The sequence below is a fragment of the Microvirga subterranea genome (assembly GCF_003350535.1).
Classification (GTDB): domain Bacteria; phylum Pseudomonadota; class Alphaproteobacteria; order Rhizobiales; family Beijerinckiaceae; genus Microvirga; species Microvirga subterranea.
Genome location: NZ_QQBB01000018.1, coordinates 34,814 through 46,456, shown reverse-complemented (window position 1 = coordinate 46,456; position 11,643 = coordinate 34,814). Strand labels below are relative to the sequence as shown.

General features: G+C 61.8%; 14 protein-coding genes and 2 pseudogenes. 14 read left to right on the top strand and 2 right to left on the bottom strand.

All coding sequences use genetic code 11. The features are described 5' to 3' along the window. A partial coding sequence (locus tag DES45_RS23530; RefSeq protein ID WP_210210265.1) for a cbb3-type cytochrome c oxidase subunit I occupies window positions 1-650 on the bottom strand: 650 nt, incomplete at its 3' end. A gap of 304 nt (window positions 651-954) precedes the next feature. Between DES45_RS23530 and DES45_RS25930 the strand changes: the two genes are divergently transcribed. From DES45_RS25930 to DES45_RS23465, 14 genes and pseudogenes are all read left to right on the top strand, one after another. Then, window positions 955-1,398, top strand: coding sequence for a hypothetical protein (locus tag DES45_RS25930; protein ID WP_245571867.1), 444 nt, complete (start codon window positions 955-957; stop codon window positions 1,396-1,398). Between the two features lie 2 nt (window positions 1,399-1,400). Further along, on the top strand, window positions 1,401-1,733 hold the full coding sequence (locus DES45_RS23520; RefSeq protein WP_114773198.1) for a carboxymuconolactone decarboxylase family protein: 333 nt from the start codon (window positions 1,401-1,403) through the stop codon (window positions 1,731-1,733). Window positions 1,734-1,795: 62 nt separating this feature from the next. Next, the gene (locus tag DES45_RS23515) at window positions 1,796-2,200 is read left to right on the top strand and encodes a DUF488 domain-containing protein (protein ID WP_114773196.1); all 405 of its coding nucleotides are present in this window, start codon (window positions 1,796-1,798) and stop codon (window positions 2,198-2,200) included. Window positions 2,201-2,330: 130 nt separating this feature from the next. After that, window positions 2,331-3,023, top strand: a complete 693-nt coding sequence (locus tag DES45_RS23510) for a CBS domain-containing protein (RefSeq protein WP_114773194.1) — start codon at window positions 2,331-2,333, stop codon at window positions 3,021-3,023. Window positions 3,024-3,164: 141 nt separating this feature from the next. Continuing rightward, complete coding sequence (locus DES45_RS23505; protein WP_114773192.1) at window positions 3,165-3,584, top strand: DUF5602 domain-containing protein; 420 nt, start codon at window positions 3,165-3,167, stop codon at window positions 3,582-3,584. Further along, window positions 3,581-4,111, top strand: coding sequence for a plastocyanin/azurin family copper-binding protein (locus tag DES45_RS23500; RefSeq protein WP_114773190.1), 531 nt, complete (start codon window positions 3,581-3,583; stop codon window positions 4,109-4,111). The genes DES45_RS23505 and DES45_RS23500 overlap by 4 nt, the downstream gene beginning before the upstream one ends. A gap of 90 nt (window positions 4,112-4,201) precedes the next feature. Continuing rightward, window positions 4,202-6,004 carry a family 1 glycosylhydrolase gene (locus DES45_RS23495; protein WP_245571866.1) on the top strand — a complete coding sequence of 601 codons (1,803 nt, stop codon included), beginning with the start codon at window positions 4,202-4,204 and terminating at the stop codon, window positions 6,002-6,004. 49 nt (window positions 6,005-6,053) lie between these two features. Continuing rightward, the gene (locus DES45_RS23490; protein ID WP_245571865.1) at window positions 6,054-6,545 is read left to right on the top strand and encodes a hypothetical protein; all 492 of its coding nucleotides are present in this window, start codon (window positions 6,054-6,056) and stop codon (window positions 6,543-6,545) included. 138 nt (window positions 6,546-6,683) lie between these two features. Then, window positions 6,684-6,848: pseudogene (locus DES45_RS26185) on the top strand (sigma factor); the annotation flags it as partial. Between the two features lie 62 nt (window positions 6,849-6,910). Further along, window positions 6,911-7,387, top strand: coding sequence for a DUF2231 domain-containing protein (locus tag DES45_RS23480; protein WP_114773184.1), 477 nt, complete (start codon window positions 6,911-6,913; stop codon window positions 7,385-7,387). Window positions 7,388-7,876: 489 nt separating this feature from the next. Next, the gene (locus tag DES45_RS23475; protein WP_425374308.1) at window positions 7,877-9,208 is read left to right on the top strand and encodes an FAD-dependent oxidoreductase; all 1,332 of its coding nucleotides are present in this window, start codon (window positions 7,877-7,879) and stop codon (window positions 9,206-9,208) included. Beyond that, complete coding sequence (locus DES45_RS26255) at window positions 9,099-9,443, top strand: oxidoreductase C-terminal domain-containing protein (protein WP_425374309.1); 345 nt, start codon at window positions 9,099-9,101, stop codon at window positions 9,441-9,443. Before DES45_RS23475 ends, DES45_RS26255 begins: the two co-directional genes overlap by 110 nt. Window positions 9,444-9,499: 56 nt before the next feature. Beyond that, window positions 9,500-9,892, top strand: a complete 393-nt coding sequence (locus DES45_RS23470; RefSeq protein ID WP_114773182.1) for a nuclear transport factor 2 family protein — start codon at window positions 9,500-9,502, stop codon at window positions 9,890-9,892. A gap of 749 nt (window positions 9,893-10,641) precedes the next feature. Continuing rightward, the gene (locus tag DES45_RS23465; RefSeq protein WP_173946571.1) at window positions 10,642-11,103 is read left to right on the top strand and encodes a hypothetical protein; all 462 of its coding nucleotides are present in this window, start codon (window positions 10,642-10,644) and stop codon (window positions 11,101-11,103) included. Between the two features lie 165 nt (window positions 11,104-11,268). On the opposite strand, the pseudogene DES45_RS23460 reads toward DES45_RS23465, so the two are convergent. Beyond that, a pseudogene (locus DES45_RS23460) lies at window positions 11,269-11,475 on the bottom strand (cation transporting ATPase C-terminal domain-containing protein); the annotation flags it as partial. Window positions 11,476-11,643 lie beyond the last annotated feature (168 nt).

The window sequence follows — 11,643 nt, the reverse complement described above, 5'->3', positions numbered from 1 at the left end:
AGGAACGCGGTGACGAGCATGGCCCAGGCGAAGAGCGGCATCTTGTGCAGCGTCATGCCCGGAGCGCGCATGTTCAGGATCGTGGTGATGAAGTTAATCGCGCCGAGGATCGAAGAGGCGCCCGAGAGGTGAATTGCGAAGATCGCAAAATCAAAGGCCGGGCCGGGATGTCCGGTGACCGAGAGCGGCGGGTACGCCGTCCAGCCGCCGCCGAAGCCGGTCGAGCCTGGCGCACCCTCGGTGAAGAGCGAGCAGAGCATCAGGGCGAAGGCCGCTACGAGCAGCCAGAATGAGATGTTGTTCATCCGCGGGAAGGCCATGTCGGGCGCGCCGATCATCAGCGGCACGAACCAGTTGCCGAAGCCGCCGATCAGCGTGGGCATCACAACAAAGAAGATCATGATGAGGCCGTGGCCCGTCACGAAGACGTTGTAGGCCTGTGGGTTGGAGAAGAACTGCAGACCCGGTTCCTGCAGCTCCAGGCGCATCGCAATCGACAGGAGGCCGCCGATGATGCCGGCCGTGAAGCCGAAGATCAGGTAGAGCGTGCCGATATCCTTGTGGTTTGTGGAATAGAACCACCGGCGCCAGAACGAGGGAGCCCCATGGGCCTCGGCGTGAACTGCGAGCGGCTGAACTCTGTCGGGCATGAAGAGACACTCTCGAAACATGACCACGTTCGAGCACGAGCATAAGTGTGGCAAATAAATTCTTTTGCCGAATAAATGCAAAAATTTTGCTGGCTGCCGGATCATCTCGGGATTGCGGTTCGAACGGCAATCAGATCCGTGAAGATGCAGAAATTCCGCTCGGAATGTTCAAAAGAATTCGTTTGCCACATAGGCACCTCGGGACGAACTTTGTTGATGTTGTCGAGGGACCAAGTGGCGTCTCAGGCGCACCGGCTGGTCCACCCTCACGCTTGAGGGGCGTCGCGACAACGGGAGGTTGGCCATGCGAACCTACAACTTGTTCCGCCGCGCGGATCGGGATGAGCTCATCTGCGCTGTTCCGGAAGATCGACCGGTCCCATTGTTCATCACCGGCCCGCCATGGGAGTTCGTCGGACGGGTCAACGAGAGTGTCATCGGACCCTTGAGCTTCAACCACGAAGCGGCGGAAGCCAGTGTTCAATGGAACGGCTTCTATCTCTTTCAACTCATCAACGTGGCAGACCTTCACCTGAAGGCCCGCCGAGGCAGTGCGACAGCGGCTGCCGAAGGCGCGCCCGCCAGCGGCAAGGATCCCCGCCAAACCGCGCCGGCGCCCTCACCCGAGATCCGACTTACCGCCGTTCAGGTGAGATTGGAGGTTGAGGTTGGAGCATCTCCCGATAACCGGGCGTCGCCCGTGTCCGTGCTGCTCAACGACACCGACCTCGGTTTCGTGAGGAAATGACCATGACCGCCACACTATACCCACAGCCGTCTCCTGAGGCAGCCCGCAAACGCCGGGATCTTGCGCCCGATGTCCAGGCCGCGTTCGAGTCTTTCGGACGCCAACTGTTCGCGGATGGTGCTCTGGACGCCAAGACAAAGCAGTTGATTGCCGTCGCCGTCGCACACGTCACTCAATGTCCCTACTGCATCGCGGGGCACACCAAAGCGGCCCAACATGCGGGCGCGACCGCGCAGGAGCTCATGGAGGCGGTCTGGGTCGCGGCGGAGATGCGGGCAGGAGCGGCCTACGCCCATGCCGCCATCATGATCGCCTCTCTGTCCGAGGATCGGTAGGCAATACGCGATGAGACGGCCATGGTGCGCCCTGCCGCTGATCTCTGGCCTGGAGCATTCCGATGAGCACAAAGGTTCCGAACGGCAACGTCCGGCTGAAGCGGGCCTATGAACCGCCTGCCGCGGATGACGGCATCCGCATTCTCGTCGACCGGCTCTGGCCGCGTGCGATCTCCAAAGAGGCCCTTGCTCTCGACGACTGGATGAAAGACATCGCGCCCAGCACCGAGTTGCGCCGCTGGTTTGGCCATGCCCCCGACCGATGGCACGAGTTCTGCCGCCGCTATGCTGCCGAGATCCATGACCATCAAGATCTGGTGGAGGAGTTGCGGGCCCGCGCCCGCAAGGGCCGGATCACCCTGGTGTTCTCCGCCCATGACGAGGTGCACAACGATGCCGTTGTCCTCAGGAACGTCATTCTGCACGACGGGACAAACCGAAAAGCAGCCAAGGAGCAAAAAAAGTGATCTGAAGCGGCAAAGCTATTCGTTTGTCACATACCCTGATCAAGCGTACCTTTTGCTTGTGGACCGATGGCGCCGATGACCGGCATACCTTCACAAGCCTCTCGTCAGCGCCTACCCAGAGGAGGCAGGCATGCTCACCGCCGCAGATGTCATGACGAGAGCGGTCGTCACGGTCAGGCCCAAGACGTCGATCCATGAGATCGCCAAGTTGCTCTGCGACCATCACATCAGCGGGGTTCCGGTGGTCGACGACGAGGAGCAACTGCTCGGCATTGTCAGCGAAGGCGACCTGATCGGGCATGCCCAATTGGTCGGTGAACAGCGCCGCTCCTGGTGGCAGACTTTCCTGAACGGCCCCACCGTGCTGGCTCAGCACTACGCCAAATCACACGGCCGGATCGCCAGCGACGTCATGACGAAAGAGGTGGTCACAGTGGTGGAGACCACGTCGGTCGCCGACACGGCCCGCGCCCTGGAGCAACACCGGATCAAGCGTGTCCCGGTGTTGCGGGATGGGAAGCTCGTCGGCATCGTGACCAGAAGCAACCTGCTTCAGGTCCTGGCGACCACCGACGTGTCGAAGCCGATGAACGTTGCCGACTGCATCATCCGGGAGCGGCTGAACGAGGAACTCGAAGGGCAGCCCTGGGCCTATCTCCTGTCGAAGAACATCGTGGTCGAGGATGGCGTCGTTCACCTGTTCGGCATTGTGCAGTCGGACGAGGAACGGCAGGCCATTCGCCTCGCTGCGGAGAACCAGGCCGGCGTGAAGGCCGTGGAGGATCACCTCTCGATCGTACCGCCCGCCTCCTACGTCTTCTGAGTGCGCGAAGGCTCGTCCTCCCCGCTGCTCGACACAGTCGGGTTCGTCCCAAGGACTTTAGTGCGGCGGGAACCTTTTGATCGGCTCGCCATCCAATGCGTTGCGTAACCCGCGTTTTCAGCTGTCCCCATGGAGGATCTCATGCTCGCCCGCTTCACCGCCGTCGCTCTTACTCTCGCACTTGCCATGCCGGCCATGGCCGCCGATCAGGTCGAGAAGGCGCCACCGACAGGCGCCTACAAGAAGGTGAGCGAACTTGTGAAGATCCCCGACTTCCTGCCGGGGCTCGGTCAGCTTTATGTCGATCCCAAGACCCTGCCGGCCGGGCCTTTCCTCGCCTATGACCGCGAGGGACGGCTCGTCAGCACGGTCTACATGCTGCCCATCGAGGACCTGTCGAACAAGGACAAGCGCTTCGATGATCTCGCCGCGCCTGGTGGCAAGGTCGACCATGTCGACGTCTACTTCAACGCCGGCCATCCGGGCGTCGAGAAGCCCCACGCCCATGTCGTCCTGTGGCACGTGCCGAAGGCCGACGAGCAACGGGTGGCGGCGAAGTGACGATCTCGCGCAGAGCCATCCTGCGGATCGGCGGGGGATTCCTCGCCGGTCTGGCATGGCCCCGGCTTTTGCGGGCTGGCGAACCGGTCGAGATCTGGATGCAGGGCAACACCGATGGCTCGCAGGTGTGGTTCGATCCGGTTGGCCTGCACGTCGAGCCCGGGCAGACGATTCGCTGGATCAACTTGGATCCAGGGAATTCCCACACGGCGACGGCATACCACCCGAAGAACTTCGAGCGTCCGCGGCGCATCCCTGAAGGGGCAGAGCCCTGGGACTCGGACTACCTGCTGCCGAACGAGAGCTTCTCGGTCACGTTAGCCGTCGAGGGCATTTACGACTTCTACTGCGTCCCGCACGAGCATGCCGGAATGGTCGGGCGGATCATCGTCGGTCAGCCCGGCCGATCTTCGGCCACCAGCGTGTCGGCACAAGCGGCCGGCGGGGAAGCGATCCCCGAGATCGCTCTCCAAGCCTTCCCGCCCATCGACGAGATCATGCGCCAGGGCATCGTCAGGCGCACGTAAGGGCTGATCTGGCACCGGCGGGAACCTTCCTGGTTTCTTCCGATCCAATGGTCAGCCATTAAGGCCCCACCAGGCACAGAGGAGGGCGCCATGATCCGCTCGGTTGCCTACTCGAAGGCGGTTCTCGCCGGCATGGCAGGTGCTGTTGCCTGGGAAGCCATCGCCCGGGTGCTGATCCGGGCAGGTGTACCGTTCTTTGACCTTGTCATGACGCTCGGGACCTTGATCCTCCCCCACGCGCCGGCGTGGGAGGCTTGGCTGGCCGGCATGGCGGTTCACCTGCTCGTCGGCGCGATCTGGGCCGTGTTCTATGCCTATTTCTTCTGGTCCGTCCTGCCGCTCCGCCCTGCCCTGCAGGGCCTGGTGTTCGCCTTCGTACCCATGCCACTGGCGATCTTCATCATGCATCCGCAGTTCGACCTGATGCACCCGCTCGTCCAAAGCGGCCAGATGTCCGCTTCCGGATTGTTCGGCTTGGGCGGTGGGGCGCACGAGCCGATCTCCATCGCCGTCGGCCATCTGATCTGGGGCACCATGCTGGGCCTGCTCTACACCCGGCCAGTCGGCTTTCCGTCGAACCGGCCGCCACTCCTGGTTCGCCAGCTCGGCAACTCGCGTCCGTCCTCCGATGCGGCTCCCAAGATAGCCGAACATCGGTTCATGTTCGCGACCGGCATCGAGTGCAGCTATCCCACGCTGGAGGGCGGACGATGGCGCATGGACCAGATGGCGGCCTGCGGCCATTACCGCCATTGGCGCACCGACCTGCAACTCGTGCGGGACCTCGGCCTGCGCTATCTCCGCTACGGCCCTCCCCTGCACCTCATCCATCGCGGCCCGGACCAATATGACTGGGCCTTCCTCGACGAGGTCGCCGCCGAGATGCAGCGGCTCGGCATCGCGCCGATCATGGACCTATGCCATTTCGGCCTACCCGACTGGCTGCAGAACTTCCAGAATCCCGAGGTGCCGCAAGCGCTCGCCGACTACGCCCGGGCGTTCGCCCGACGCTACCCGTGGGTGCAGTTCTACACCCCTGTGAACGAGATGTATGTGTGCGCCAAACTCAGCGCGTTGGATGGCCTCTGGAACGAGCAATGCCGCGATGAGCGCGCCTTTGTCACCGCAGTCCGCCATCTCGCCAAGGCCAATGTCCTGATGATGCAGGCGATTGCAGCCGAGCGTCCGGATGCGGTGTTCGTCAACAGCGAGAGCGGCGAGTTCTATCAGCCATGCTGCCCCGATCCCGCGATCCGCCGCATCGCCGCCTTCGAGAACGAGCGGCGCTTCCTGCCGTTGGATCTCCTCTATGCCCGTCCGGTGCACGAGGACACGCGTGCCTATCTCCTCCAGCACGGTATGCCGTCTGAGGAGTATGCGTGGTTCATGCAGCAGGACGTTCGCCGGCGGGCCATTCTCGGTGTCGACTACTACGAATGGAACGAGAAGCTCATCGACAACACCGGGCATGCGCAGGCACTGGGCGAGCTGTTTGGGTGGTATGCCGTCGCCCGCCAGTATTACCAGCGGTATGGCAGGCCAATGATGCACACGGAAACCAACCGCATGGACGCCCGCGACGGGCCGCGCTGGCTGTGGCGGCAGTGGCACAATGTGCAGCTCATCCGTCAAACCGGTGTGCCGGTCGTGGGCTTCACCTGGTACTCGCTCACGGATCAGGTCGACTGGGACATCGCCCTGCGGGAGCCGCTCGGCAACGTCAATCCGGTCGGCCTGTTCGACCTCAACCGCGATCCGCGAACCGTCGGCCTTGCTTACCAGCACCTCGTGCGCCTCTTCGGTGCGGATCTCGACGGGGCTCCGTCCGTCGAGGTGGTGCTGGAAGAAGCCGCGAAGATCACCAACCGGCAAGCGAGGCGGCTTCATGCTTAGGATGCTCCAAGCCCATGGGCTGGATGCCGGCCCGACGCAGCGACCACTCTTGAACGGCGCTATCGCAGGCGTGACCGCCACTGTTCCAGCGTTAGCGGTCCTCGCCGGGTTCCAGGCACTCGACGCGCCTGCCCGGGCAGCCGGCACATCGGTGTTCGCGGCCGCTCTCGCCTATGTTGCCCTGATGCTCCTCGGTGGGATCCTGTACGGTTGGCTGTTCCAGCGCGCGGCCAACGACGTGCGGGGCGGCTGGCTCTTCGGCCTGGCGTTTGGCTTTGTGCTCTGGATGCTCGGGCCGATACCGCTGCTGCAATGGCTGCCCGACCAACCCATCCTGCAGGGCTACCCCGCCGCGGGTTTGCTGTTGGCCCAATTGCTTTGGGGTTTGGTGATGGGTGTGGTGTTCCCACTCATCCACCGCTATCTCCGTGCGAGCTTGGTGAGCCAATCAGGCTCCGCATCAAAACGCACGGGACCGGAGGCGGTGGCTCAATCTCAGCTGCTTCGCTCGCTGCCGTCGTCGAAGGGCTCATCATCGTGAACGGGCGCTCCAGCCTAACAGGCCGTTCCAAGTACCGGACCATCATGCTGTGGAGCGTTGTTCCTGACGAGCCACAGGTTCGGGAACCTTTGTGAGCAGGCCCCATCAAATGGGCAGCAACAGGATTGGACGGGATTGATGATCTGGCGCTGGGGAACGAGCCCGCAATCGGACGGAGCGGCAGTCCGGCTCATCATGCAGAGGCGCAATCGACAGCTCTACCGCGTTGCCCAAAGCGTACTCAACGACGATGCCGAGGCGGAGGATGTGGTTCAAGAGGCCTATGTTCGCGCCTTCACTCATCCTGTGACGCCGTCCGATCAAAGGGACCACTTTGAAACTTCCCGCTGAATGAGGAGAGCGCCATGAGAGCCGAGAACACCGTACGAGACCGCAATCCCCAGAGCACGGCGCAGATCGCCGGACACCCGCTGCACCCGATGCTGATCCCGTTTCCCGTCGCGTTCCTGGTGTCTACCCTGGTGTGTGACCTGCTTTTCTGGAACACGGGCAACAGCGCCTGGAGCACGGCCTCGCTCTACCTCCTGGGCGCGGCGCTCGTCATGGCAGCCCTCGCGGCCGTTGCCGGCCTGACCGACTTCCTCGGCGACCGGCGGATCCGCAGCCTGTCGGCAGCCTGGCACCACATGGTGGGCAACATGGTCGTGGTGCTCCTCTCTTTGTGGAACTGGTATCGCCGCTACGAGGCCGGCGATTCTGCCGTGCTGCCGACGGGGCTGGTCATCTCGCTCGTCGTGGTTCTCCTCCTGCTCTACACAGGTTGGCGAGGGTGGGAGATGGTCTACCGTCACCGGGTCGCCGTCTCGGATCAAGGAACCTGATCCGAATGCTCGGCGCCGTGCCACCAACCGACGGCCGCCGAGGTCGCCGGTCATGCGGCGTACCTTGCAGTCCGCGAGTAACGACGCGCGGTGGCCTCGAACTGCTGGCGACGTTTGCAAATGAGGTGCGATCCCTCGTCCTCTATAGATGAAAAAGGACAGCACCGCTCGAACTGGTAACGTTGGATTGCGGTCCGCTCAGACCTCTTCCGCGATCGCAACCAATAATACTGCTTTAAAGTGGCAAACAAATTCGTTTGTCACTTGAAGTGAACAGGCCGATGGTGATCATCGGGTTCAATGCGCTGCTGTCGTAGACCACGTCGGGTCGATTGACATCCGCGCCGGACCTCGCCGAGGGCAGGAAGAGCCTGCCTAGTTAATGTTGATCTGGTGAGCGGCGCCAATCTTCCTACAGGCGCCCGCACGCTGATAACCAAGTGCATGCTCGCGCTTTGGGTGTACGCCCGAGAGTTCGGGAGATCGATCATGGGAACTTATAGCTTGCTTGACCAGGTGAGGGCCAAGCCCGCAAGCTCCAGTAATCCGGATCTTGCCCAGGGGGTTGCATTCGACGATCTGGAAGACGGTGGCATGCTTGCAGGTCACGTTGGGGGCAAGGCTGTGCTGCTGGCACGGCGTGGCGATGAGGTGTTCGCGATAGGCGCTGCCTGCACACACTACGGAGCTCCCCTCAAGGACGGCTTGCTCGTTGGCAACACGGTCCGCTGTCCCTGGCATCATGCTGCGTTCTGCTTGCGTACCGGCGAGGCCTTACGCGCCCCTGCCTTGAACCCTGTCTCCTGTTGGCGCGTCGAACGGCAACACGGCGTCATTTATGTTAGGGAGAAGCTCGAACGGACTACGGGAACACAACCCCCCGTTAGGTCCGACGTGCCGAAATCTGTCGTGATCGTGGGCGGCGGTGCGGCGGGCAATGCGGCCGCGGAAATGCTCCGGCGTGAGGGCTATTCTGGCCGCCTCACAATGCTGAGCGCCGACGAGTCAGGTCCTTGTGACCGGCCCAACCTGTCAAAGGGCTTCCTCGCCGGCACCGCGTCGGATGCATCTAATCTCTTGCGACCATTGGAGTTCTATGAACATCGCGGTATCGATCTGAAGCTGAATGCGCGCGTTGCCCTAATTGATCGGAGTGCGAGCGTTGTGCATCTCGTGGACGGCAGCAGCTATCCCTATGACGCGCTGCTCCTCGCCACCGGTGCCGAGCCGGTGCGCCTTGATGTGCCGGGCGTCGACTTTCCCCACGTGCATTATCTGCGGACATTGGCCGACAGCCGCGCCCTCGTCGCCAAGGCTCACAGCTCACGGCAGGCCGTGGTGATCGGCGCAAGCTTTATCGGCCTGGAGGTAGCAGCATCGCTCCGCGCACGCGATGTCGAGGTCCATGTGGTCGCGCCCGACAGCATACCTATGGAACGTGTGCTCGGAGCGGAGGTCGGCACCTTCGTACGCAGGTTGCATGAAGGCCACGGAGTGGTCTTTCACCTTGAGACGACGGTGAGGTCCATCGACGAGCAATGCGTCACATTGGCGAGCGGAGCAAGGCTCAATGCCGATCTCGTCGTGGTGGGAATCGGTGTCACACCGGCCCTCGCCCTGGCGGAGAAGGCAGGCCTTGCTATCGATCGGGGGCGTCGCGGTGGATGCGTACCTGCAAACGAGCGCACCGGGCATTTTCGCAGCCGGCGATATCGCGCGGTGGCCGGATCGGCTCACGGGGGAGAACATCCGCGTCGAGCATTGGGTTGTGGCCGAACGCCAGGGTCAGACCGCGGCGCGCGACACTCTCGGACAGCGTGAACGCTTCGACTGCGTTCCGTTCTTTTGGACTGAACAATATGACTTCAGTCTCGGCTACGTCGGTCATGCCGAACGGTGGGACACGGTGGACGTCGAGGGTCAGCTTGCCGCGAGGGACTGCACGATCACGTATCGGCGTGGCGCCGAGAAGTTGGCAATGGCGGTCGTTCACCGGGACCTTGAAGGGGTAAAGGCGGAGGTCGAGTTCGAGCGAGCGATGGCTGAGCCAAGATAGCGAACTTCTAATCTTACATCTGCCAGTTTCGGAAACGACTCTATTAAGGAGCCACAATGAGCAATCCGGATCAGACCGCACTTGATTCCGTCAGACATCTGGAGCAAGTCCGCCTTCAAGCCATCCGCACCAATGACGCCGATGCCATGGCGCTCATACTGGATGACAAGTTCATTTATATCAGCAACAGGGGAAAGATCTTTGATAAACAATCCTACCTTACTGCTGTTCGCTCCCATGAGCTAACTTACTCAACCGATCTTGACCTCACAGAAACCGATTGCCGAGTGGACGGAGACTTGGTGATCCTCGTTGGGCTGATGCGTGGACACGCTCGCATCGGCCTGGAGCAGGACGTGTTTCTTCACAGGAATATGCGGGTGTGGCGAGAGCGTGGCCATAAATGGAGGTTACTAGCCTGGCAGTCATCAGATCTGCTGCACGGGTAGATCGAAATGCGAACTCGCCACAGACGTAGACAACATGGAACCCCTGTTCCGCAAAAGGCGTCAGGACTGCTGCTGCAATGCTCATCCTCTCGTCGGACCCAAGCGCCCCTCTGATTGCAGCGCCGCTGCGGGACTTGGACCTTAGGCGGCAAACTGGGTGGCGTTGGCGATCACAGATCGCACGACCTCCTGATCATCCATCACAGCCTTCAGGCCCGCTGTTTCGTCAGCAACCCACCTCGTATTCTATTGCTCGCCCCGGCCCTGGGGACAATGCCAACGGCCTATCAAGATGCGAAGATGAACCAGAGAATGAACGTGAAGGCACTGCCGCTAAGGGCCAGGTGCATCCAGACTTCGTGATCAGGCGTGGCCGTTAACATGACCGCACGGGCTCTCCGGATTGTTCGCATGATGCTTCTCCTTATGGCGCGCCTGACCTGTACACTGGTCGGAGTATGGCCAGGGTCAGGCTTATAAGTGTCAAGTCCGAGGAAGTGTGCGCCCATCATGCTTGAGCGCCAAATGAATTAATTTGGCCTTTGAAAGCAATTTTATTGTTAGCTACGTTGCTGCCGGCAAAGCGATGAGACCCAAGCTGACGAGCTGAATTCTTGCAGTGATTTCGCAAGATTATTCATTTTTCTGACTTGCGCTGACGACTTACCCTGGCTTCAGGAGTTCCTGCGGCGCCGATCTCGTGATTGGCAGGGTTGCCACCGTTGCCGCAGGGCAGCTTGGAGGCCATCATGAAATATCAACCCATCAGTGAAGTGCGGAGCGCGTCCGAGATTAGGTCAACCCTGCCGCTGCCGATGACGCGTGATGAACGGATTAAGCGTTGGGCCATGCTGCTGGAGGCAAACCCCGACCGGCAGATCCAGACCTTATCAGAGATTGAAACGGAACACGGGCGCCAGCGCGATATCCTCCGGGCAGACAATTCGGCGCTGACCGTCGCATTCGAAGATCCCGTCCTGCGGTCTGAAGGCCTGAGAAGCGACACCCTCGCCGACGCGATCACCTTCTTCGGCCTCCGGGAGTGCGACGCTCATTACGTGCTGTGTTCATGCCTCAACGGGCAAACGATGGCCGCAGGCGCTGTCGCGTCGAAAGTGCGTGGGCTGGCGGGCCAGAGGGCATCGCTCGTCGCAACCTGCATGATCGTTGGCGCATTGATGGCATTTCCCGTCGCGGTTGCCTTGCTCTGAGGTCGCGTGTGTATCGCAGATGGCAGCCAACCCAGAGCACCTGGGGCAACACTTCCGGAATGAGGCTGGCACTCCGGCCATGGGCGGCCTTGTCGGTTTCGGAGAGTTTTAATAGTATGATCAAGCTTCGGGGCCCCATCTTTCGGGACCCACCTTCTGTCCCCATCAGACGATCCGCGCCGTCTGGCCTGGGCTCGCGTTGCGAACCACAGGTTTGCTGGCCTCGCGCAGCCACAGTACCGAACTCGCAGCCGCGGCACAGAGCAACCAGTCACCAAGGCTCAGGCTTGCCGTCGAGAACGCCTCCTTCAGGAAAAGGATGGAAACAGCGGCCCCGTGCAGCACGAACGACAGCCCGACGCCTGCCCAGAGCCACCCCTTCGCCCGGGCGCGAGGGCGGCTTCATGATCCTGGATCGGCGTTCCCGGCGAGACTGCCCTCGCAGTCCGATCACGGTTTCTCTGCCGTGCCGTAGCACTCACGAGATGCTCCATGAACCGGCACGAGCCCATTGCCGTCAGGGCTACGCAATACGCTCAA